We start from the raw sequence: 22,862 nt of genomic DNA, 5'->3' as shown, positions 1-22,862 counted from the left end.
TAATAAAAGTTTAGCATTTACTTTTTTATACTATAGTAATTGTAGTTCTTCGTTGATTTTCAAATTAAATCGACGTCTAAACAGATAGACACCCAAATACAAAAACGGAGTATCCAAAATGGCAATTAAAACTTTAAAAATAAATCCACTAATCAATAAGCCAGTAAACTTGTCCCACGCGATTTCACCAAAAGAACATAGTAAAAACAGCACAGAAAACGTGTCTACAAATTGAGACAAAAAAGTCGAAAAATTATTACGTAGCCATAAGTGTTTTCCTTGAGTCGCTCGTTTCCAGAAATGATAGATTTGAATATCTACCAATTGTGCTAACAAGTAGGCCATCATACTAGCAAAAACTGCAATAATGGTGTTGCCAAATACGGTAGTAAACAGCGCGTCATCAACAGGTGACCATGATGTTGCAGAAACTGCATTTGCAGTATAAACAATTAAAAGCGAAAAAACAGACGCAAAAATACCAGCAATAACAATTTGATTTGCACGTTTTTTACCATAAATCTCGCTAACTAAATCGGTTATTAAAAAAGTGATTGGGTAAGGAAGAATTCCGACTGAAATTTCAAATAATTTAGTCCCGAAAATCTTAATGTCAAAAGGGTGCCAATAAAAGAATTTCTGAAAAATAAGGTTAGAAACCACTAACGCAGTTATAAAAAGCGCACCTAAAAATAAGTATATCTTTTGTGCAGCTAGTTTGTCTTTTAGTGTCATAAAAACTTATTAACAGATTTGATAAAGATAAGAACTAAGTGGATTTCTTTTAGTTATTTTGTCAAAGAAAAATGATTGACCAAAAAACCGTTTACATAGCACTTGGAAGTAATAAAGGCGATAAGTTTAAAAACTTACAACTCGCTGTAGATGCTATTTTTAACCAAATTGGTGCGGTTATAAGCATTGCCAAGGTCTATCAATGCAAAGCAATTGGATTTGATGGTGACGACTTTTTAAATACCTGCATTGCTGTAAAAACAACACTTAAGCCAAAAAAAGTGTTGAGTAAATTATTGCAAATAGAAAAAGATTTAGGTCGCTCTCCAAAACAAACAAACGGTTATGAATCTAGAATTATAGACTTAGATATTATTTTTTATGATGAAGAACAGCACGACGAAAAAAATCTAACCATTCCACATCCAGAAGCACACAAACGTAGATTTGTTCTAGAACCATTACATTTAATTGCAAGCAAATTTGAACATCCCACATTTAATAAAACAATAGAAACACTTTTAGAAGAATGTGAAGATACTAATGTGTTAGAGCCAGTTAAAATTTGGTTGAAAAATCCAAGTAAACAGTTTAATTTTTCAAGCCATAATTACATAGCTATTGAAGGTAATATTGGAGCAGGAAAAACTAGTTTAGCTACACAAATAGCTGAAGATTTTAATGCTAAATTGGTGTTAGAACGTTTTGCAGATAATCCGTTTTTACCAAAATTTTATAAAGAGCCTCAACGATATGCGTTTACTTTAGAGATGTCTTTTTTGGCGGATCGATATCAGCAAATTACAGACGATTTAGGGCAATTGGATTTGTTCAAGGATTTTATAGTTAGTGATTATGATGTGTTTAAATCGCTAATTTTTTCAAAAATCACGTTGCAACCAGACGAGTTTAAGTTATACAGAAAGTTATTCTATTTAATGTATAAAGACATTGCAAAACCGGACTTGTACGTCTATTTATATCAAAACACAGAACGTCTACAAGCCAATATTAAAAAACGAGGACGCAAATACGAAAGTGAAATAGCTGATGATTACCTGGAAAAAATTAACGCTGGTTATTTAGACTTTTTAAAAAGCCAAACAGAATTTAATGTCAAAATCATTGATATTTCAGATAAAGATTTTGTCAAAAACAGAGCAGATTACCTCTGGTTATTAAATCAAATTTGTACAAATGACGCCTAAAATTATACAATCAAAAGCTATTTTAATAGTAGGTTTAAAAGACAACTTGACTTTTATGACCAATGCTCAAGGCACAGCTAATCTAGCAAGACAATTTATGCCTAGACGACATGAAGTTTTAAATCGTGTTGGTACACAAAAATTCTCTATTCAAGTGTATGACGAGTTTAATTTAAAAAACATGACACCACATACAGAATACGTAAAATGGGTTGGAGTAGAAGTGTCAAGTTTTGAAACTATTCCAGAAGGTTTGGAAACGCTAACGATTAAAGAAGGGAACTACGCAGTATTTAATTACAAAGGAAAACCAGAAGGGTTTTTAGAAGCTTGGCAATTTATTCATGCTAATTGGTTGCCAAATTCAGAATATGTGTTAGATAACAGACCGCACTTTGAAAAATTACCGGAAAACTATCATCCTTCAAATGCAGAAGTAGAAGAGGAGATTTGGGTGCCTATAAAGTAGTAGCATTTGAATGCTGTCAGACTGAGTGCTGTCAAAGTGTTTTCTAAAGTTTTTTCAACTTACTAAACACATCCCACACTACAACACCACAACTCACACTAATATTAAGCGAGTGCTTCGTGCCAAATTGTGGGATTTCAATTACCATATCGCTAGCTGTAACTACATTTTGGGCAACCCCTTTAACTTCGTTACCAAAAACTAAAGCGTATTTTGTATCAGTTTCTACGTTAAAATTGTCAAGCATCGTTGCATTTTCAGCTTGCTCAATACTAATAACTTTACAACCATCTGCTTTCAGCTTTTTAACTAAATCAAGTGTATTTTCAACATATTCCCAAGCAACAGTATCTGTACTTCCTAGAGCTGTTTTGTGTATGTCTTTATGTGGAGGCGTAGCAGTAATTCCGCAGAGATAAATTTTTTCTACTAAAAAAGCATCACTAGTTCTAAACACGCTTCCAATATTATTTAAACTTCTAATGTTATCTAAAACAATAACTATTGGTGTTTTTTTAGCGGTTTTAAAATCGTCAATACTTAGTCTGTCTAGTTCGCTGTTTTTTAGTTTACGCATAGATAGGGTTTTCTTTTCATTTTCGCCAAGACGAGAACTTGTTTAATTTTAATGTCACACTGAGCGCAGTCGAAGTGCTTTTATAAAACTTATAATTTGTGAATAATTATCAATAACTTAAAGCCAATTGACTTCTGTAAAAATCAATATTTAGTTACATTAGCAAACTTACTAATAAACAAAAAACCTTTGGCAACAAAAAGTAAAAAAGTCACTCCGTTAATGAAGCAATACAATGCTATTAAAGCAAAGTATCCTGATGCCTTATTGTTATTTAGAGTTGGCGATTTTTACGAAACCTTTGGTCAAGATGCTGTAAAAGCAGCTGGTATTTTGGGTATTATTTTAACCAAAAGAGGTGCAGGAAGCGAAACCGAAACAGAGCTAGCTGGCTTCCCACATCACTCCATAAATACGTATTTGCCAAAGTTGGTAAAAGCTGGAGAGCGTGTTGCGATTTGTGACCAACTGGAAGACCCAAAACAAACCAAAACCATTGTAAAACGTGGTGTAACAGAGCTGGTCACACCTGGTGTTGCTTTAAACGATGAGGTCTTACAATCCAAAACCAACAACTTTTTGTGTTCGGTTTACTTCGGAAAATTACATATTGGGATATCGTTTTTAGACATCTCTACCGGAGAGTTTTTGACTTCTCAAGGTAATCAAGAATACATCGATAAATTATTACAGAATTTTAATCCAAGTGAAGTATTAGTTGCCAAACCAAAAAGAAACACATTTACCGAAGCTTTTGGTAGCGATTTTCATACGTTTAATTTAGAAGATTGGGTGTACCAACCCGATTATGGAAACGAAACCTTATTAAAACATTTTAATACTAAATCGTTAAAAGGATATGGAATTGCAGATTTAAATGAAGGGATCATTGCTTCAGGTTCTATTTTACATTATTTAGGCGAAACTCAACATAATAAATTAGAGCATATTTCCTCCATTTCCAGAATTGCAGAAGACGATTATGTATGGATGGACCGCTTTACAATCCGAAACTTAGAGCTTTACAATTCCACAAATAATAATGCGGTTACATTACTAAATGTTATAGACAAAACTATTTCTCCAATGGGAGGACGCTTATTAAAACGTTGGTTGGCTTTACCACTTAAACATATTGAAAAAATAAAGGAAAGGCATGAGGTTGTTTCTTATTTAAAACAAGATGCTGTTGTATTGCAAAAAATTCAGCATCACATAAAATTAATAGGCGATTTAGAGCGACTCATTTCTAAAATAGCAACACAAAAGGTGAGTCCTCGAGAGGTGATTCAGTTAAAAAATTCACTAGAAGCCATTATTCCTATAAAAGCTTTAGCAAGTCAATGTAACAACGAGTCGTTAAAAGTTATTGGAGATAATTTACAAAGCTGCGATGTGTTACGCGAAAAAATTAAAGAAACTCTAAATGAGGAGGCACCAGTAAATATCTTAAAAGGGAGGACGATAGCTCCAGGTTTTTCAACCGAGTTGGATGAGTTAAGAGCATTGTCTACTTCAGGGAAAGACTATTTAGATAAAATGTTAGAGCGCGAGAGTGAGCGCACAGGAATCACGTCTCTTAAAATAGCATCAAACAATGTGTTTGGATATTATATTGAAGTACGTAATACGCATAAAGATAAAGTACCAGAAGAGTGGATACGTAAGCAAACATTAGTCAATGCAGAGCGTTACATTACAGAAGAATTAAAAGAATACGAAGCCAAAATTTTAGGTGCAGAAGAGCGCATCATGGCTATCGAACAAAAACTGTTTATGGATTTGGTGTTGTGGATGAATCAATACATAAAACCAGTACAGCAAAATGCCTACTTAATTGGTAAAATAGATTGCTTATGCGGTTTTGCACAATTGGCATCAGACAATAATTATATTTATCCAACAATTGATGAATCATTTGATTTAGAGATTACAGATGGTCGTCATCCAGTTATAGAAAAACAACTCCCTATAGGAGAACCTTACATTGCTAATAACCTGTTTTTAGACAGAGACACACAGCAAATTATCATGATTACTGGTCCAAATATGTCTGGTAAGTCGGCTATTTTACGTCAAACTGCGTTAATTGTACTATTAGCACAAATAGGAAGCTTTGTGCCAGCAAAAGCAGCACGAATTGGTGTGGTAGATAAGATTTTTACACGTGTAGGTGCAAGTGATAATATCTCTATGGGAGAATCTACATTTATGGTAGAGATGAATGAAACCGCTTCCATCTTAAATAATATATCAGACAGAAGTTTGGTCTTGTTAGACGAAATTGGAAGAGGAACAAGTACTTACGATGGAATTTCTATAGCTTGGGCTATAAGTGAGTATTTACATGAGCATCCAGCAAAACCAAAAACTTTATTTGCAACGCATTACCACGAGTTAAATGAAATGACCGAAACCTTTGAGCGTATTAAAAACTTTAATGTGTCTGTTAAAGAATTAAAAGACAACGTTTTGTTTTTACGTAAGCTAGTAGAAGGCGGAAGCGAACATAGTTTTGGAATCCATGTAGCAAAAATGGCGGGAATGCCACAACAGGTATTGCGTCGTGCTAACCAAATACTGAAAAAATTAGAAAAGAGCCATTCTAGTGAAGAATTAACCGATAAAGTAAAATCTATACAAGATGAGATGCAGTTAAGCTTCTTTAATTTAGACGATCCTTTATTAGAAAATATAAAAGAAGAGATTTTACATACAGATATTGATACGCTAACACCAGTAGAAGCCTTGATGAAACTTAATGAAATCAAGCGTATGTTAGTGAAAAAGAAGCCAGTATAAATTAATTTAATTATTTTTTAAAAAAGGCTTTGCAATTTCTATAAATATCTTAAATTTGCATCCGCAATCATCGTGTTGCTCGTTCATATAAAGACTGCGAAAGTAGCTCAGGGGTAGAGCATCACCTTGCCAAGGTGAGGGTCGCGGGTTCAAATCCCGTCTTTCGCTCTGAGATTTTTTCCTAAAAAAATATTCCACGCTCGGGTGGTGGAATTGGTAGACACGTTGGACTTAAAATCCAATGTCCATTAGGACGTACGGGTTCAAGTCCCGTCCCGAGTACAGATGAAAAGCCGAAACGAAAGTTTCGGCTTTTCTGTTTTTAATAAGTATTTAAGTTTTTAATTATACCGTATTATTTATAGATTAAAAAAAAAAGACTACCATAGGGTAGTCTTTTACAATTATCTAAATAAATTATTATTTATCGTTTTCTCTTACTTCAGTAAGCTCTTTTACATCTTTTTTATACTGTTTTTGAGCTTCTTTGTAATTTCCTTCTTTAACTTCTTTCTTATAATTGTTATAGGCTTCTCTGTTTATTTTAACGTATTGGTCAAAAATCTCATTAGCTTCTTCGGTCATATCATTATATGCTTCTACTAATTCTTCAACATCTTCATTAAAATCGTCGGAGCTAGCACTTGCATTAGCAGTTGCTTCAAAATATTCTTTTTGGAAATCTGCAATGTCCTCGTTAATTTCTTCAGTGTTAATCCAATTTGGTCTGGTGTCATCTAAAGTTTGAACAACAGGTTTCCATGATCTTAACATGGTCATTTGTTCTACAGGAGTAGCTTTTTCAAATTTTTCCATTTGTTTAGCTAGTGTATTATAAGAAGACCAGTTACTTAAACCAACAACTTCTGCTTCAATGTTAATTGTTGCATTGTCAGTATCTCCTAAATCTTGTGCTTGAGTTGTATAAGATGCAAATCCTAATGCGAATAATGCAGTATACAGTTTTAAATTTTTCATAGTTATATAATTTTTGGTTCATTACAAAATTATGATAAAAGAGACCTCAATGCAATTATATTATTTTAAATTAATCATAAATTATTTTGAATAATTAACAATAAAATACGTAAAATTAACAAATAAATATAAAATTATCTAAATTTTTGTTAAAATACAGAGAATAATATAAATAAAAAAAACACCTTTAAAAAAGGTGTTTTAAGTTGACATTTGTAAATATTATAATCTAATTATCATCATCAGTTGCTTCATTAACTGCATCTTTTACTGCTTCTCCAGCTTCTTTAGTTTCTTCTACAGCATCATCTATTGCTTTACCTGTAGCTTCAAATCCATCTTTTGCAGCTTCTGCATCAAGATTTATGGCTTTAGGTGCAAACTTTATTGTTACTCCAGTGTTAAGAGAAGATATTGCAATAGTTTGTAACAGACGTAAAGTAATGTGGTCACCAGGATGTGGTACCTTAACAGAAATATGTAGAGCTGAAGAGCTGGGATGCGAAATAGTAAAATTATTTCCTGGCGGAACGTATGGAGCAGACTTTGTAAAAGCTATTAAAGGACCACAACCTTGGACAAGTATTATGCCTACAGGAGGCGTTTCTCCAACTAGAGAAAACCTTGAAGCTTGGTTTAAAGCTGGTGTTACTTGTGTAGGTATGGGATCTAAACTAATAGCAAAAAATGCTGAAGGTAAATACGATTTAGCTAAAATAGAATCTGATACTAAAAATGCTTTAGCTATTATTTCTGAGTTAAAAAGTTAACTTTACCACTTTAGTTATAAAAACAAAGACCTTTTTAAAACTAATAAAAAGGTCTTTTTTTAATTTAAAAGCGTATTGAAAAAAGCTATCCAATTCATGATTATTAGTGCATTAGCATTTACTTTATTAAATGTTGGTGTCAAGTATTTAGGAAAATTTAATGTGTACCAAATTGTATTTTTTAGAGCATTGGGTTCTTTATTTTTTACGTTTCCTTTTCTACTAAAAAATAAAATTTCTTTTATTGGTAATAAAGTAAAATTATTAGTCGCTAGAAGTATTGTTGGTTTAATAGCCATGACAATGTTTTTTGCATCCATTAAATTGTTACCTACAGGTACTGCTGTTTCCATTCGTTATATAGCACCAATTTTTGCTGCACTATTTGCATTATTTCTTTTAAAAGAACGAATAAAACCTATACAATGGTTGTTTTTTATAGCAGCGTTTTGCGGAGTTTTAATGCTAAAAGGATTAGAGACCAATGTAGATAGTTTGGGCTTTGTATTTGCTTTAATTTCAGCTTTATTTACAGGTTTAGTATTTATTATTATTAGACGTATCGGTAATCAAGACCATCCTATGGTTATAGTTAATTATTTTATGGTCACCTCATTTATAATTGCAGGAATTTTAAGTATAAAATACTGGATTCAACCCATAGGAATAGAGTGGGTAGCTTTACTAAGTTTAGGTGTTTTTGGGTATTTTGGTCAAATTTACATGACCAAAGCCTTACAAACTTCCGAAACCAGATTAGTAGCACCACTCAAGTATATTGAAGTCGTTTTCACTATGTTAGCAGGAGTTATTTGGTTTACCGAAGACTATACTATAGTCACTATTTTAGGTATGATTTTAATTATTACCAGTTTAGTACTTAATGTAATTGTAGTAAAAAGAAAACAATAAGCTAATTACACTTTAAATATTGTAAAATCTTATCAATAGCGCCTTCGTTATGTTGGATGTACTTAAAATTATTAGTTCCACTTTTTTCTCTAAACGTTTGATCTTGTATAAGTTTATTTAAAATAACAGAAAGTTCTTCATTATTTTTAACAGAAAACACGCCTTTATTAGCAATCATTTCAAAAGCTTCAGGAAATTTATTATAGTTATTACCAATAATAATTGGCACACCAAAAACTGCTGGTTCTAAGATGTTATGCAAACCAGTAGTACCCATTGCGCCACCAACATAAGCAATATCTGCATAGCTATACACTTTACTTAGTAGTCCTACAGTGTTTAATATAAGTACATCGTAGTCTTTTAAATCTTTAGTTTCTTTTTCGGTAAAAAGAATTGTTTTCTGTTTTAAACTCGCTTTTAAGTGAGCAATCTGTTTAGATTTAATATTATGCGGAGCAATAATAAATGTTACAGGTTTTCCATTATAATTATTTATAAAATCTACTAAAATAGTTTCATCTTCTGGCCACGAGCTACCAATAACAATACATAATTTATCAGCTTTAAAATCGGTAACAAAAGGTAAGTTGTTATCAATTTGTAATTGGTTTAATACACGATCAAACCTAGTGTCTCCAGAAACAGTAACAGCTGTATAGTTTATGCTTTGCAGTAATTTTTTAGAGGCTTCGTTTTGCGTAAATATATGATCAAAAGCAAATAATGCATTTTTAGTTTGGCTTCCATACCATTTAAAAAACGATTGGTCTTTTCTAAATACAGCCGAAATTAATATTGCTTTCAACCCTCTAATTTGTATTTCATTTAAATAATTTGGCCAAATCTCGTATTTAACAAATACAGTCAATTCAGGGTGCACAACATTAATAAATCGTTTTGCATTACGTTTGGTGTCTAAAGGCAAATACACAACAACATCTGCAAAAGGTGCTTGTTTTCTTATCTCATATCCAGAAGGGGAAAAAAACGAAAGTACTATTTTATGTTTAGGGTATACTTTTCTTAATTCATTAAATACAGGTAGACCTTGCTCATACTCGCCTAAAGACGCGCAATGAAACCATAAAGTATTATCACTCTTCTTTATAGCTTTTTCAAGCTTTTCAAAAGTTTTGGCTCTACCCAAAACACCTTGATTAAGCTTGTTATTAAATAAGCTTAATACTTTTAAAACTAATTTGGCTAGATGTATAGCTATGTTGTAAAGTAGTTTCACAAATGCAATTTTTGCTAAAATAAACAATTCATTGTTTAGCGTTTGGTATTTTTGTAAATTCGATAATTATAAATTTAAAGTAAAACTAAGTTTCTAATATTAGTTTACCACACAATTGTAGATGAAAAAAATACAAATGGTTGACCTTAAAGGTCAATATGCAGCTATAAAAAATGAAGTAGATGCTTCAATTCAAGAAATTATTGACAATACTAGTTTTGTAAATGGTCCAAAAGTCCATGAATTTCAAAAAAATCTCGAAAATTACTTAGGTGTAAAACATGTTATTCCATGCGCCAATGGTACGGATGCTTTACAAATAGCTATGATGGGATTAGGTCTAGAGCAAGGTGATGAGGTTATTACAGCAGACTTTACGTTTGCAGCAACTGTAGAAGTTATTGCATTACTAAAGTTAACACCTGTTTTGGTGGATGTTGATCCAGAAACGTTTAATATAGATATTGACGCTGTAAAAAAAGCTATTACACCAAAAACAAAAGCTATTGTGCCTGTCCATTTATTTGGTCAATGTGCTAATATGGAAGCTTTAATGCAATTAGCAAAAGAGCATAACTTGTATGTCATAGAGGATAATGCGCAAGGTATTGGCGCAAATTACACCTATTCAGATGGTACAAAAGTAAAATCTGGGACTATAGGTCATGTAGCATCAACCTCATTTTTTCCATCTAAAAACTTAGGTTGTTATGGAGATGGAGGCGCTATTTTTACTAATGATGATGATTTAGCACATACCATAAGAGGGATTGTAAATCACGGAATGTATGTGCGTTATCACCATGATGTTGTTGGTGTAAATTCGCGTTTAGACTCTATTCAGGCAGCAGTTTTAGATGCTAAACTACCAAAATTAGATAGTTATAATAATGCACGTCGTAACGCTGCAAGACAATACAATGCAGCCTTTAAAGGTATAGAAAAAGTAACCACACCAAAAACTGTAAATGGTTGCGACGGTATATGCGATACTTGTGATTGCCACGTGTTCCACCAATACACTTTAAAGGTAGAACATGTAGACAGGGACGCTTTAGTTAAGCATCTAAATGATAACGGAATCCCTTGTGGAGTCTATTATCCAATCCCATTACACGCACAAAAAGCATATCAAGATTCAAGATATAACGAAGCAGATTTTACCGTCACTAACCAATTGGTAAAGCAAGTTATCTCTTTACCTATGCATACCGAGTTGGATGACGATCAAATCAAATTTATAACAAAAACAGTAAAAGATTTTATAGCAAATAATTAGGGCGTTACCACAAGGGTCAGGCTTTCATGGCTCGCTCTCTGCGAGGAGCTCAAACAAACCATTCAATCCTTAACGCACACATAGCCAATGAAGATACTAGTTACAGGAGGTTTAGGGTTTATAGGGTCACACACAGTTGTCGAGCTTCAAAATGAAGGCTATCAAGTGGTTATAATAGATAATCTATCTAATGCATCTGTTGAGGTTTTAGGAGGTATCGTTTCAATAACGGGTAAAACACCAATATTCGAAAAATTAGATCTAAAAGACAAATTAGCAGTTCAAGCTTTTTTTAGAGCCAATCAAGATATAAAAGGTGTTATACATTTTGCAGCAAGTAAAGCGGTAGGAGAGAGTGTTGACAACCCATTATTGTACTATGAAAACAACATCAATACTTTGGTATACGTATTACAAGAGCTTGTAAAATTAGACGAGTCTAATTTTATATTTAGCTCGTCTTGTACAGTGTATGGTCAAGCAGATGTTATGCCTATTTCAGAATCGGCTCCAATAAAACCAGCAGAATCACCCTACGGAAACACCAAACAAATAGGTGAAGAAATCATAAAAGACACTTGTAAAGTAAATACTAATTTAAAAAGTATTGCTTTAAGATACTTTAATCCAATAGGTGCACATAGCTCAGCTAAAATAGGTGAGCTGCCCATTGGTGTGCCACAAAACTTAGTGCCTTACATTACACAAACAGGAGCAGGAATTAGAGAGCAATTATCTGTATTTGGAGATAATTATCCTACAACAGATGGAACATGTATTAGAGATTATATTCATGTGGTGGATATTGCAAAAGCACATGTGGTTGCTTTACAACACTTACTAAATAATAAAAACACTTCTAATTTTGAAGTTTTTAATTTAGGGACAGGAACTGGTAGTTCTGTGTTGGAAGTCATTAAGGCTTTTGAAAAAGTGACCAACAAAAAACTGAATTATAAGATAGTAAATAGACGTCCAGGCGATGTTATTTCTGCATATGCAGACACAACTAAAGCTAACAAAGAATTAGGTTGGAAGGCACAATATTCTTTAGAAGAAGCAATAGAATCAGCATGGAAATGGCAAAAATCATTATAAACCTATTATCATATCCTAAATCAGATACTATATTAATTATTAATCTTATAATTATTTTATGCTTCAATTAGAAGATTGATATTAGTAATCTGATTAACAATACTTTAATAGCGAAAATTCTTTATTCATTAAAATTCTTGTTTACTTTGTAGCTAATGCAAATGATATAACAATGAAATTGATTACAGTAAAACGAGAAACAAAACAAGAAAACAGGTTTGGACCCAAAATGGGACGCCTTAATGCAAAAGTAACCTACATTAAAAAACAAATATTAGGTATTCCTATTAAAACATTACACAAATACCGCGAAACGTATTACGGAGAAGTTAAAGATTGTGAAGATTGTGTACTTAGTAAATAATAAAAAAGCCTCGATTTTAATCGAGGCTTTTTTTATGCTTTTTGTTTTTTAAAACTGCCCACTAATAAGCAACCCATCCCAACCATAACAGAAACATCTGCTAGATTAAAAATGCCTGTCCTAAAGACACCTCCTAAATCGATATGTAAAAAATCGGTTACAGAACCATAAACTATTCTATCATATAAATTAGCTATACCACCACCAATAATACAGCAAAACCCAACAAGGGTCATGGTATTCATGGTTTTGTCTTTTATAATATGTCTAAGTACTAACAATAAAACAACTATAGGTAATACAATTAAAAGTAAAATACGAAGTGTTGGACTAAAGTCGCTACCCATACCCAAAAAGGCACCTTCATTTTCTACGTTGTGTAAAGTAAAGTAATCACCAAAAATTTCAGTAGTGCTATGCTTAATCACATCTGCTCTTACTATAAATTTAGAGACTTGATCTAAAATTATATTTAATACGATTAATCCAAGAATTAAAATGTTTCTGCTACTCATCACCTTTAGTTTCAAAGGTTGCAGATGCAGTTTGTGCTTCTCTATCTATTTTTTTTACTAGTCCTTGTAACACTTTTCCTGGACCAACTTCAGTAAATAAAGTGGCACCATCTTTAATCATTTGCTGTACAGATTGTGTCCAACGTACAGGAGCAGTTAATTGCGATATTAAATTCGCTTTTATTTCGTTTTCATCAGTAATTGCAGTAGCAGTTACGTTTTGATAAATAGGACAATTTGGTTTGCTAAATGTTGTGTTTTCTATAGCTGCAGCTAATTCCTCTCTAGCAGGCTCCATCATTGGAGAGTGGAATGCTCCACCAACAGGTAATACTAAAGCACGACGTGCTCCAGCCTCTTTCATGGCTTCACAAGCACGTTCTATAGCATCTACTTCTCCAGAAATCACTAATTGTCCAGGACAATTATAATTTGCAGCTACAACAACACCTTCAGTTTTTGCACAAATATCTTCTACAACTTGATCTTCTAAGCCTAGTACTGCAGCCATAGTACTTGGTTGTAACTCGCAAGCTTTTTGCATAGCTTGAGCACGTTGCGATACTAATTTTAATCCATCTTCAAAGCTTAAAGCTCCTGCAGCAACTAGTGCCGAAAATTCTCCTAAACTGTGTCCTGCCACCATTTCTGGTTTAAAACTTTCGCCTAAAGTCTTTGCTAAAATTACAGAATGTAAAAAAATAGCAGGTTGCGTAACTTTAGTTTCTTTTAATTGTTCAGCAGTACCTTCAAACATAATGTCTGTGATATTGAACCCTAAAATCTCGTTAGCATCTTCAAATAAATGTTGTGCTTCAGAAGAGTTTTCATATAAGTCTAAACCCATTCCTGAAAATTGAGCACCTTGACCCGGAAATATATATGCTTTCATGTAAAATCTTAATTTAGTTGGACAAAAATAGGGATATTTTTTTAGTTAATTGCAGTCTTGATTCTAACTATGAAGCGGTCTTTCTTATTGGTTATCTATTTACAAATTTCCAGTAGCAGCTTCTGCACAACGTTCGCCATCCATTGCAGCACTAACAATACCTCCAGCATAACCACCACCTTCTCCGCAAGGATATAAATTGGTAATTTCTGGATGCGCCAAATTGTCGTTTCTAGGGATACTTACAGGTGATGAGGTACGCGATTCTACACCAACAATATTGGCTTCTTCGGTGTAATACCCTTTCATTTTGTCTCCAAAAGCTTTAAATCCTTTTCTTAAAGAACCACCAATTAATTTTGGTAATAAACTATGTAATGGAGCACTTTTTAAACCTGGCTGATACGATGTGTCATTTAAACTGTTAGACAATTTACCTTCTACAAAATCGGTTAATCGTTGTGCAGGAGCTGTTTGACTGCGACCACCAGAGGTAAAGGCTAATTTTTCTAAATCCTTTTGAAATTCTAAAGCTTTTAAAGCACCAAATTGTTCATATTTATACAGATCTTTATCAGCATTAATTTCTACAACAATTCCAGAATTTGCGAATTTGTTATTTCGTCTTGAAGGCGACATACCGTTAACTACAACTTCACCATTTGCTGTAGCTGCAGGAACAATAAATCCACCTGGACACATGCAAAAGCTATAGACACCTCTACCATTAACTTGTTGAACTAAACTGTAAGATGCAGCAGGTAATAACTGTGGTCTTGTACCCTCACAATGATATTGAATGCTGTCTATAATGTGTTGAGGATGTTCTGCTCTTACACCCATTGCAAAAGATTTTGCTTGAATAGCAATGTGTTTCTGGTTTAATAAATAGAAAATATCTCTGGCAGAATGTCCTGTAGCTAGAATGACTTTGTCTGTGGGTAACTCATCACCATTTTGAAGCAGAATGGCTTCAATTTTTTTATTTTTAATAGTAAAATCTGTGACTCTTGTATTAAAATAAACTTCGCCACCATATTTTAAAATTGTCTCACGTATATTCTGAACCACTTTAGGCAATTTATTGGTTCCAATATGTGGGTGTGCATCCACTAATATTTGATCTGTTGCACCATGAAATACTAAATTTTCAAAAATACGTCTTACATCACCTCGTTTAAGACTTCTTGTATATAATTTTCCGTCACTATAGGTTCCAGCACCACCTTCACCAAAACAATAATTAGAGTCTTCATTAACAAAATGGTCTTGGTTAATAGCTTTTAAATCGCGACGTCTGTCTTTAACATTGGCACCACGTTCTAATACAATAGGTTTAAATCCTAACTCAATACATCGCAGCGCTGCCCACATACCTGCAGGTCCAAAACCAATAATATGGATGGGTTTGGCGTTAGAAACATCTTGATAATTAAAAGTGTAATCTGTAGTTTCTGGAACAGGTTCGTTAATAAAAACCGAAACCTTATAGTTCAAAATAATTTTAGGTTTTCTAGCATCAATAGACTTTCGTAAGATTTTAATACCGGAAATATCATCACGAGAAATAGACAGCCATTCTGCAGATTTTTTTAATAAAATATCTGGAATTTCTTCTTCTTTTAAAGTCACACGAAGTTGGATGTCTTTTACCATGTCGCAAAATTAGGTAAAAATGCGATAAAAGTCATTTTAAGTCATACTTATACGTCATTTAATTTTTTAAGAACTTTCAAACTAAAATTATCAGAATTGAAAAAGGCATTATTTTATATTACTTTTACAATCTTAATCTTCAATATTAATAGCATTGATTTCAAAATCTACCATAGACCAAGTTTACGAAACCGCCAGATTGGAGGAGGTTATTGGTGATTTTGTACAACTTAAAAAGGCAGGAAGTAATTTTAAGGGATTAAGTCCTTTTTCGGATGAGCGTTCGCCAAGTTTTATGGTTTCTCCTGTGAAGCAAATTTGGAAAGATTTTTCCAGTGGAAAAGGAGGGAATGTAGTTGCTTTTTTAATGGAGCACGAACATTTTACCTATCCAGAAGCCATTAAGTACTTGGCTAAAAAATATAATATTGAAATTGAAGAAACCGAGCAGTCCAACGAGCAAAAAGAACAACAAAACAAACGCGAAAGTTTATATTTAGTTAGCGAGTTTGCTAGTAAATATTTTCAAGAGACTTTGCATAATACCGATCCAGGTAAAGCTATAGGGCTAAGTTATTTTAAAGAGCGAGGTTTTACAACAGAGACTATCAAAAAATTTAGCTTAGGATATAGTTTGGACCAATGGAGCGCCTTTACAGACCACGCTTTAAAAAAAGGTTATAACCTTGAATTTTTAGAAGAGACAGGTTTAACTATTGTTAAAGAAAACAAACAGTTTGACCGTTTTAAGGGTCGTGTGATGTTTCCTATACAAAGTATGAGTGGACGTGTTTTAGGTTTTGGTGGTCGCATCTTGACTAACGATAAAAAAGCTGCCAAATATTTAAACAGCCCAGAAAGTGATATCTACCATAAAAGCAAAGTACTATATGGTATTTTTCATGCTAAACAAAGTATAGCTAAAGAAGATAATTGTTATTTGGTAGAAGGGTATACAGATGTTATTCAGTTTTATCAAACCGGAATTAAAAATGTGGTGTCCAGTTCTGGTACTGCGTTAACTAGCGATCAAATTAGGTTAATTAACCGTTTGACAAAAAATATTACTGTACTTTTTGATGGTGATGCAGCAGGTATGCGTGCCTCTTTAAGAGGTATAGATTTAATCTTGGAACAAGGTATGAATGTAAAAGTTTGTACGTTTCCAGAAGGTGAAGATCCTGATAGTTTTGCTAAATCAAACACGTTAGAAGAATTGTCTTTGTATTTAGAACAGAATGCAAAAGATTTTATTCAGTTTAAAGCCTCAGTGTTATATGAAAGTGCTAAAAACGATCCTATAAAAAAAGCCGAAACCATTAGAGATATTGTTAATAGTATTGCTAAAATTCCGGATAGAATAAAAACCGAAATTTATATCCAAGAATGTGCTAGAATTATGGATATTAGTGAAGAAGTTTTATTTTCTACACTAGCACAATTAACAAAAAAAGAACAAGTAGAAGCTTCTAAACAAACCCAAACCAGTCAAAAAGCTTTTGATGTTATCAAGCATCAACAACCAGTAAAAAAGGTTGATGTGCAATATGAATTAGAGCGAAAAATTATAGAAATCTTATTGCTTTACGGAAATAGAACTGAAGATTTTGAAGATTTAGTTTTAAAAGAAAACGATAAAGGGCAACTTGAGTTAGAACCAGTTATCCAACAAGCTAAAGTTTTTGAAAAAATATTTTTAGACCTTCAGGAGGACGAAATGGAATTTTTAAATCCGCAGTTTAAAGCTATTTATTATTCAATAATTGATGCACTAAACCAAAACCCTGATTTTAAAATTGAAAGTTTAATAAATACAATAGATCCAATTTTAGCTTCAGAGATTACTTCTATTTTAATGGAAGACGAGCGTTATGCTTTGGCAGATTGGGAACGCAATAATATTTTTCCGAAGTCAAAAATAGATACTGTTGCCCAATTAGTTAGCGAAACCATTTTAACGTTACGTTGCTTTTTAATAGATCAAAAAGTTACACAGTTTCAGCAAAATACGCTTCAAAATAAAACAGAAGTCAATAAAGACATCTTAGAAGAGGTTAAAGATTATTCTGGTTTAAAAATGTTGTTGTCAAGAAAACTTAATCGTGCGTTATAGCTCTAAACTTTTAGCTTGGTTAACCAAGTCTATTAAGTTGGTTACATTTAACTTTTTCATTAAACGTGCTCTGTAAGTACTTACTGTTTTTTCGTTAATTTGAAGCTCTTCAGCAATTTCTTTATTTCTTTTACCATTAGATAAAAGCTTTAACACTTCTACTTCTCTAGTCGATAATTTTTTATAGTAATTATTTTTACCAGAGGTTTTGTCTAATGCAATTTTTCTGGATAAACTAGGACTAATATATACACCTCCAAGGTGTACTTTCATAATAGCTTCTTTTAAAGTAAGTAAATCTGTAGATTTATGTACATATCCAGATGCACCAGCTTTAATAGCACTAACAGCATAGACTTCTTCCTGTTGTGCACTATAAATAATAACCTTTATATCTGGATATTCTTTTCTCATGCGTCTTAACACACTAATACCATTAAGTTTAGGTAAATCAATTTCGCACAGTAAAATGTTAGTAGTAAATTGTTTTAAAGCATCAAAAATCGCCTCGCCATCTGCAACCGCTTGTACGACTTTTAAATCTCGGGAACTTGCAAAAACCAACTCTAGTCCTTTAGTCACTATAGGATGTTGGTCCGCAACCATTAGTTTAACCATGGTCATTAAGTTTTTTAGGTGTTTTTATAAAAAAACACAGGTTATAGAAATAATAATAGCAACGTAAAGGTATGCAAAATTATGATATATCTATAATTTAGATTAAATCTTTAGGGATTTCGCAAACAGGAATAGGAATCATCTTGTGCAAATTATTGGTATTGTAACGTTTAAAAATGTTAAAGACCTCTTTTTCTCTCCCTGTAAAATCAGCTTCAGTTTTTCCTTGGTCATTCATTTTCATTGCCCATTCCAATTCTGGGTAAGACGCACCAATTTGGTCTTCGTCACTTCTAGCATCTCCAAAAAGTCCATCGCTAGGAGCAGCTTTCATAATAGATTCTGGTACTTTTAAATAGTCTCCAATAGTATACACTTCGCTTTTAAGTAAATCTGCAATAGGACTTAAATCTACACCACCATCACCATATTTGGTGTAAAAACCTACACCAAAATCTTCTACTTTATTACCAGTGCCAGCAACTAATAATCCTAGTAATCCTGCATGATAATACAAGGTTGTCATACGTAAACGTGCACGTGTATTAGCCAAAGCCATGTCTACAACAGCTTGTTTTCCGTCTAAGGATACTTCGGTTTTAAATTCTTCAAAAACTGGTGTTAAGTCAGTAATAATACCCTCAACATTTGGGTACCTTTTTTTAAGTTGTGCAATGTGCTCTTGGCCTCTAGATACGTGGCTTTCTGGCTGGTGAATTGGCATTTCGATACATAGCACTTTTAAGCCTGTTTCTGCACAAAGGGTCGAGGTAACTGCACTATCAATTCCACCAGATATTCCAACAACAAAACCATTAACTTTGGCGTTAGTAGCGTAATCTTTTAACCAATTTACAATGTGTTTAACAACTTTTTCTGTTTGCATAATCGAAGAATTTAAAACAAAGAATAGTACCTTTGCCTAACAAAAATAAAGCAAACCCTTTATTAATAAAAATTAAGAGACTTTAACTTTTATGAGACTAGTTATTTTTATTGTATCCCTATTTTTTTTGATGTTATCTTGTCAAGACGATAATACCATCCAAAAAGAAATCGCTAAAATTAATATCAATGTAGATGTAGAACGTTTTGATATCGCTTTCGCGGAAGCTAAGCCAAACGATTTACCACAACTAAAAAGTGCCTTTCCATTTATGTTTCCAGAGCAATATGATGATGCTTTTTGGATACGTAAAATGAACGATACTTTACAACTTCAACTTAATGAAGAAACCCTTAAAAAGTTTCCCGATTTAAAAGATGAAACTCAAGAAATCAAACAGCTATTTCAGCATTTAAAATACTATTTTCCAACGTTTAAAACACCTCGTGTAATTACAACCACATCAGATGTAGATTACAGAAATAAAGTTATAGTTACAGACACTATTGCAATTATAGAACTAGACACTTATTTAGGTAATGACCATTTTTTTTATGAGGGTTTACAAGCCTATATAGTTGCTAATATGAAACCAGAACAAATTGTGGTTGACTTAGCAGATGCTTATGCAAAAAAAATGGTGCTAAATACCAAACGTAAAAACCTACTAGATGAGATGATTTATTTTGGTAAGCTATTGTATATAAAAGATAAAGTGATTCCGTTTAAAACAGATGCTCAAAAAATAGGTTATACACCAGAACAACTAGATTGGGCTTATGCTAATCAAGAACAAATTTGGAAATACTTTATAGATAAAGAATTATTGTATAGTACAGATTCTAAGCTACCTAATCGTTTTATTAATGCTGCACCTTTTTCTAAATTTTATTTAGCAGAAATTGATAACGAATCTCCAGGTCGAATAGGACAATTTATAGGCTGGCAAATTGTTAGAGCCTACATGAAAAACAATGATGTAAGTATAACAGAACTTTTGAACACACCAACTCAAACCCTTTTTAATAAATCTAAATATAAACCAAGACAATAATGGCAAATATTACTTCAGAAATAACCCTAAAAGTAGAACTAGACGAAAACCGAGTGCCCGAAAAACTAAACTGGACAGCTCAAGATGGTGGCATTGAAAATGCAGAAGCAAAAGCTATGATGTTGTCTGTTTGGGATAGTGCAGCTCAAGAATCTTTACGTATAGATTTGTGGACCAAAGACATGCCTGTAGATGAGATGAAAGTCTTTTTTCATCAAACTTTAGTAGCTATGAGTAATACCTTTAACAGAGCTACTCAAGACGAAAAAATGACTGCAACAATGAAAGATTTTTGCGATTATTTTGCAGAAAAATTAGAGTTAAAAAAATAATTCTATTCGACTACAATTTTAAATTGTGATAGTGTATTGTTAGTATCTTCAATAGATAAAACATATAATCCACTTGCTAGCTGTATTGGGACTTGTGTGTTGTTATCTAAAGTGGTTGTAACGTTATAAATTAACTTTCCTGTAATATCAGTTATTTTTAATGAAGCATCACTTATAGTGACGTCACTACTAATTGCAATGTAGTTTTTAACAGGATTTTTAATAATACTTATGGAGTTACTTTCAATAGTATTAGTACTTAATGTAGTAGGCATAATTTCGCTAATGGCAAAAGCAACATTTTGAGGTGTTAATGTCACATGTGATTGGTTAGCATCTGGCATATACCAATTGTCAAAGGGTGTTAAATCATTTACAGCTCTTGCAGTCATTACGTTTGTAGGTGTATGAAACCAATCTACTTCATTATTAGTAATCTCTAACGCCATACTGCTTACACTTGGTATAAAGTTAAAATAGTCTATTTGTAGAGCGTTAAAAAAGGTATTAATAAGTGGGTCTGTTCCAAAGCCACCAGATAATGCTCCAAGATCAAATAAACCACCAGAAGCAGCATCAATACCATCTGTATAGCTAAATGCTTCTCCGTTGGCACTAGCAGTTAAATCACAAAAACAAATAAACGGAGCGTCAATAAATAAATAGCTAATTTGATTGGTGTTTCCAGCATAAGGAGTAAATCTAGATCTAAATGTTGCATCTGTCTGAAATGCCACATCTGGTATAGTCACATCAAGTATTTGTCTGTTTGGTAAAACCGGATTGTTAAGTTTATCAGGGTATCTGGCGTTAATTCCACTACCATTAATCATGCTTACCTTTCTTACATTTTCTGGAAATCCAGAAGTAGTCAAACCATTTAAACCGCTAAAAAATAAATTGTGATAAGGATGTGCAATAGGTAAGGTTAGTGCAGAATCAAAATCGACGTTACTACCACTGGCTAAATGAGGCTCAAACTGATCGGTTAGCATTTGTCTAGCTGCTGCAGATTTTAAAAAATCATTAATTAAGGGTTGCACAGCTACAATACTTTGGTCTCCACCTAATCCGCCTAAATCCAATCCAAATGCCATGTAATTAAATAAATGCTGGAACCCAATAGGTACGTTAGCACCTTGGTGTGGCGAGTCAAAACTAATCCACAAGCGTGTGTCATGATCTATGTTTTGATTTTCCATATAATTTAACGCATACCTAGAGATTAATCCACCCATACTAGGTCCAATAATTACATTCTGTTCTGTACCTATTTTTTGAGCGTTAATTAAATTAATTAATTCTACTAATAGCATGGCGTTACGTTCAATAAAATCTGCACCTCCATCTACAACAACATTGTCTGAAGCTCTAGTGTACACAGGAAAGTTTAAAACTACAATATCAAAACCTTCTGTTCTCATTTGGTCACCAAGATTTAAGAGGGTTCCGTTATCCTCAAAATTTAATAAGTTGTAAATACTTAAAACATCTCTGGTGTCTCCAGGATCAAAACCATCTATCACAAAAATGGGTTTATCTAATATGTTATCGCTACTTAAAAAGACATCATATTCTCCTGTTCCAATATCGTTGGCAACTCCGTAAGGTGTTAAATTTGGTGCGATAGTAGAGTTAAACGTCAATACAGCTCTGTTAAAATTAGCGTTTAAATCTTCTGCAGAATAATTTATATTTAGTGTTGACTTACTTTTAAAAACTTCTTGATTAGACAATGTTATTCTAGATTTTAAAACTTTGTTTCCAGCTTTGGTATAAGTCACAGTAATTGGTGTATTGATGTTTACTGCTCTAAATCCAAGAGTGTCATCAAAATCTATTTCAATTTTAGAAATGACCTGATTTGTAGTATTATATATGTCGCGCTCTTTAATAATAAATTGATTAGTTAACCCTTTATGATTTGCAATTAATGGTGCGCTAATAGAGATGGTATTTTTTCTGTATACAGAATTTGAGCCAGTAACATTAATTAGGTTTTGATTGTCATCTAAACTTAATCGACCATCTGTAAACGCTTCTGGAACAATAGTTTGATAGTCTGCATGCAATATTGCAATAGGAATGACTTGATGATTTATAGCTGCTTTGGCATCAATAGTAATAGGGTTGTTTAATCTGTTTTTAAAATCGTTTTGACCTAATAGTTTATAGGCTTGTTTAAAAGAATAAACACTGTTGGTATTATCTTGAAAGTCTTCAATATTAAAAATTGTAGAGGTAGGAATTAAAATAGAAGTTTCTATTTGAGACCGATCTAATTGTTGAAGCTTTTTATTCTGAGAAATTACTGTTATTGAAATGAACAAAAAACTTAATAGCAAAAGTTTAGCTTTCATAAAG

20 protein-coding genes, 2 tRNA genes and 1 pseudogene are annotated in these 22,862 nt (G+C 32.8%); 13 read left to right on the top strand and 10 right to left on the bottom strand.

Annotation, left to right across the window (positions count from 1 at the left end):
• Positions 1–30: 30 nt before the first annotated feature.
• Positions 31–735, bottom strand: coding sequence for a queuosine precursor transporter (locus LY08_RS09130; protein WP_111660144.1), 705 nt, complete (start codon positions 733–735; stop codon positions 31–33).
• Positions 736–806: 71 nt separating this feature from the next.
• On the opposite strand from LY08_RS09130, the gene folK reads away from it, so the two are divergent.
• Both folK and LY08_RS09120 read left to right on the top strand, forming a co-directional pair.
• On the top strand, positions 807–1,943 hold the full coding sequence (gene folK, locus LY08_RS09125; protein WP_111660143.1) for a 2-amino-4-hydroxy-6-hydroxymethyldihydropteridine diphosphokinase: 1,137 nt from the start codon (positions 807–809) through the stop codon (positions 1,941–1,943).
• On the top strand, positions 1,933–2,412 hold the full coding sequence (locus LY08_RS09120) for a GyrI-like domain-containing protein (RefSeq protein ID WP_111660142.1): 480 nt from the start codon (positions 1,933–1,935) through the stop codon (positions 2,410–2,412). Before folK ends, LY08_RS09120 begins: the two co-directional genes overlap by 11 nt.
• A 43-nt stretch (positions 2,413–2,455) precedes the next feature.
• On the opposite strand, the gene LY08_RS09115 is transcribed toward LY08_RS09120, so the two are convergent.
• Positions 2,456–2,989, bottom strand: coding sequence for an RNA methyltransferase (locus LY08_RS09115; protein ID WP_111660141.1), 534 nt, complete (start codon positions 2,987–2,989; stop codon positions 2,456–2,458).
• 189 nt (positions 2,990–3,178) lie between these two features.
• Between LY08_RS09115 and mutS the strand changes: the two genes are divergently transcribed.
• From mutS to LY08_RS09100, 3 genes are all read left to right on the top strand, one after another.
• Entirely contained in the window at positions 3,179–5,791 is a 2,613-nt protein-coding gene (gene mutS / locus LY08_RS09110) for a DNA mismatch repair protein MutS (protein ID WP_111660140.1), read from the top strand.
• Positions 5,792–5,887: 96 nt separating this feature from the next.
• Positions 5,888–5,959 (top strand) — tRNA-Gly (locus tag LY08_RS09105).
• 30 nt (positions 5,960–5,989) lie between these two features.
• A tRNA-Leu gene (locus LY08_RS09100) sits at positions 5,990–6,073 on the top strand.
• Between the two features lie 138 nt (positions 6,074–6,211).
• On the opposite strand, the gene LY08_RS09095 is transcribed toward LY08_RS09100, so the two are convergent.
• Positions 6,212–6,769, bottom strand: a complete 558-nt coding sequence (locus tag LY08_RS09095) for a hypothetical protein (RefSeq protein WP_111660139.1) — start codon at positions 6,767–6,769, stop codon at positions 6,212–6,214.
• Positions 6,770–7,113: 344 nt separating this feature from the next.
• Between LY08_RS09095 and LY08_RS09090 the strand changes: the two are divergent.
• Both LY08_RS09090 and LY08_RS09085 read left to right on the top strand, forming a co-directional pair.
• A pseudogene (locus LY08_RS09090) lies at positions 7,114–7,539 on the top strand (bifunctional 4-hydroxy-2-oxoglutarate aldolase/2-dehydro-3-deoxy-phosphogluconate aldolase); the annotation flags it as partial.
• Positions 7,540–7,614: 75 nt separating this feature from the next.
• Positions 7,615–8,451, top strand: coding sequence for a DMT family transporter (locus LY08_RS09085; protein WP_262510026.1), 837 nt, complete (start codon positions 7,615–7,617; stop codon positions 8,449–8,451).
• A gap of 1 nt (position 8,452) precedes the next feature.
• On the opposite strand, the gene LY08_RS09080 is transcribed toward LY08_RS09085, so the two are convergent.
• A complete protein-coding gene (locus LY08_RS09080) occupies positions 8,453–9,691 on the bottom strand; it encodes a 3-deoxy-D-manno-octulosonic acid transferase (RefSeq protein WP_111660177.1) in 1,239 nt (412 codons plus the stop codon).
• Between the two features lie 121 nt (positions 9,692–9,812).
• Here LY08_RS09080 and LY08_RS09075 point away from each other — a divergent pair, with 121 nt between their 5' ends.
• The 3 genes from LY08_RS09075 to LY08_RS09065 all read left to right on the top strand — a co-directional run bounded on the left by LY08_RS09075 (position 9,813) and on the right by LY08_RS09065 (position 12,432).
• Positions 9,813–10,970 carry a DegT/DnrJ/EryC1/StrS family aminotransferase gene (locus LY08_RS09075; protein ID WP_111660137.1) on the top strand — a complete coding sequence of 386 codons (1,158 nt, stop codon included), beginning with the start codon at positions 9,813–9,815 and terminating at the stop codon, positions 10,968–10,970.
• Positions 10,971–11,057: 87 nt separating this feature from the next.
• Positions 11,058–12,068, top strand: coding sequence for a UDP-glucose 4-epimerase GalE (gene galE, locus LY08_RS09070; protein WP_111660136.1), 1,011 nt, complete (start codon positions 11,058–11,060; stop codon positions 12,066–12,068).
• A gap of 172 nt (positions 12,069–12,240) precedes the next feature.
• Positions 12,241–12,432 carry a hypothetical protein gene (locus tag LY08_RS09065; RefSeq protein WP_111660135.1) on the top strand — a complete coding sequence of 64 codons (192 nt, stop codon included), beginning with the start codon at positions 12,241–12,243 and terminating at the stop codon, positions 12,430–12,432.
• Between the two features lie 32 nt (positions 12,433–12,464).
• Here the strand turns inward: LY08_RS09065 and lspA are convergent, their stop codons facing one another.
• The 3 genes from lspA to LY08_RS09050 all read right to left on the bottom strand — a co-directional run bounded on the left by lspA (position 12,465) and on the right by LY08_RS09050 (position 15,495).
• Entirely contained in the window at positions 12,465–12,947 is a 483-nt protein-coding gene (gene lspA / locus LY08_RS09060) for a signal peptidase II (RefSeq protein WP_170120608.1), read from the bottom strand.
• Entirely contained in the window at positions 12,940–13,839 is a 900-nt protein-coding gene (fabD, locus tag LY08_RS09055; RefSeq protein ID WP_111660133.1) for an ACP S-malonyltransferase, read from the bottom strand. Before fabD ends, lspA begins: the two co-directional genes overlap by 8 nt.
• Positions 13,840–13,938: 99 nt before the next feature.
• On the bottom strand, positions 13,939–15,495 hold the full coding sequence (locus LY08_RS09050; protein WP_111660132.1) for an NAD(P)/FAD-dependent oxidoreductase: 1,557 nt from the start codon (positions 15,493–15,495) through the stop codon (positions 13,939–13,941).
• A 154-nt stretch (positions 15,496–15,649) separates the two neighbouring features.
• Here LY08_RS09050 and dnaG point away from each other — a divergent pair, with 154 nt between their 5' ends.
• Positions 15,650–17,608: a DNA primase gene (gene dnaG / locus LY08_RS09045; protein ID WP_111660131.1), complete on the top strand. Its 1,959-nt coding sequence runs from the start codon at positions 15,650–15,652 to the stop codon at positions 17,606–17,608.
• Here the strand turns inward: dnaG and LY08_RS09040 are convergent.
• Both LY08_RS09040 and nadE read right to left on the bottom strand, forming a co-directional pair.
• Positions 17,603–18,226 carry a response regulator gene (locus tag LY08_RS09040; RefSeq protein WP_111660176.1) on the bottom strand — a complete coding sequence of 208 codons (624 nt, stop codon included), beginning with the start codon at positions 18,224–18,226 and terminating at the stop codon, positions 17,603–17,605. The genes dnaG and LY08_RS09040 overlap by 6 nt on opposite strands.
• A gap of 97 nt (positions 18,227–18,323) precedes the next feature.
• Entirely contained in the window at positions 18,324–19,112 is a 789-nt protein-coding gene (nadE, locus tag LY08_RS09035) for an NAD(+) synthase (protein ID WP_111660130.1), read from the bottom strand.
• A 91-nt stretch (positions 19,113–19,203) separates the two neighbouring features.
• On the opposite strand from nadE, the gene gldB reads away from it, so the two are divergent.
• Both gldB and gldC read left to right on the top strand, forming a co-directional pair.
• Entirely contained in the window at positions 19,204–20,166 is a 963-nt protein-coding gene (gldB, locus tag LY08_RS09030) for a gliding motility lipoprotein GldB (RefSeq protein ID WP_111660129.1), read from the top strand.
• Positions 20,166–20,498 carry a gliding motility protein GldC gene (gene gldC, locus LY08_RS09025; protein WP_211305926.1) on the top strand — a complete coding sequence of 111 codons (333 nt, stop codon included), beginning with the start codon at positions 20,166–20,168 and terminating at the stop codon, positions 20,496–20,498. Before gldB ends, gldC begins: the two co-directional genes overlap by 1 nt.
• Before the next feature lie 2 nt (positions 20,499–20,500).
• Here gldC and LY08_RS09020 read toward each other — a convergent pair whose 3' ends face one another.
• A complete protein-coding gene (locus tag LY08_RS09020) occupies positions 20,501–22,858 on the bottom strand; it encodes a T9SS type A sorting domain-containing protein (RefSeq protein WP_111660127.1) in 2,358 nt (785 codons plus the stop codon).
• Between the last annotated feature and the right edge of the window lie 4 nt (positions 22,859–22,862).

This window comes from Olleya aquimaris (assembly GCF_003259525.1).
GTDB classification, from domain to species: domain Bacteria; phylum Bacteroidota; class Bacteroidia; order Flavobacteriales; family Flavobacteriaceae; genus Olleya; species Olleya aquimaris.
The sequence above is the reverse complement of the archived record's forward strand: the minus strand, read 5'-3'. Positions and strand labels throughout refer to the sequence as shown.

Coding starts and splice junctions, on each gene's coding strand:
- LY08_RS09130 (WP_111660144.1), bottom strand. CDS start 735: ATGACACTAAAAGACAAACTAGCTGCACAAAAGATATACTTATTTTTA.
- folK (WP_111660143.1), top strand. CDS start 807: ATGATTGACCAAAAAACCGTTTACATAGCACTTGGAAGTAATAAAGGC.
- LY08_RS09120 (WP_111660142.1), top strand. CDS start 1,933: ATGACGCCTAAAATTATACAATCAAAAGCTATTTTAATAGTAGGTTTA.
- LY08_RS09115 (WP_111660141.1), bottom strand. CDS start 2,989: ATGCGTAAACTAAAAAACAGCGAACTAGACAGACTAAGTATTGACGAT.
- LY08_RS09095 (WP_111660139.1), bottom strand. CDS start 6,769: ATGAAAAATTTAAAACTGTATACTGCATTATTCGCATTAGGATTTGCA.
- LY08_RS09075 (WP_111660137.1), top strand. CDS start 9,813: ATGAAAAAAATACAAATGGTTGACCTTAAAGGTCAATATGCAGCTATA.
- galE (WP_111660136.1), top strand. CDS start 11,058: ATGAAGATACTAGTTACAGGAGGTTTAGGGTTTATAGGGTCACACACA.
- LY08_RS09065 (WP_111660135.1), top strand. CDS start 12,241: ATGAAATTGATTACAGTAAAACGAGAAACAAAACAAGAAAACAGGTTT.
- lspA (WP_170120608.1), bottom strand. CDS start 12,947: ATGAGTAGCAGAAACATTTTAATTCTTGGATTAATCGTATTAAATATA.
- fabD (WP_111660133.1), bottom strand. CDS start 13,839: ATGAAAGCATATATATTTCCGGGTCAAGGTGCTCAATTTTCAGGAATG.
- LY08_RS09050 (WP_111660132.1), bottom strand. CDS start 15,495: ATGGTAAAAGACATCCAACTTCGTGTGACTTTAAAAGAAGAAGAAATT.
- LY08_RS09040 (WP_111660176.1), bottom strand. CDS start 18,226: ATGGTTAAACTAATGGTTGCGGACCAACATCCTATAGTGACTAAAGGA.
- nadE (WP_111660130.1), bottom strand. CDS start 19,112: ATGCAAACAGAAAAAGTTGTTAAACACATTGTAAATTGGTTAAAAGAT.
- gldB (WP_111660129.1), top strand. CDS start 19,204: ATGAGACTAGTTATTTTTATTGTATCCCTATTTTTTTTGATGTTATCT.
- gldC (WP_211305926.1), top strand. CDS start 20,166: ATGGCAAATATTACTTCAGAAATAACCCTAAAAGTAGAACTAGACGAA.
- LY08_RS09020 (WP_111660127.1), bottom strand. CDS start 22,858: ATGAAAGCTAAACTTTTGCTATTAAGTTTTTTGTTCATTTCAATAACA.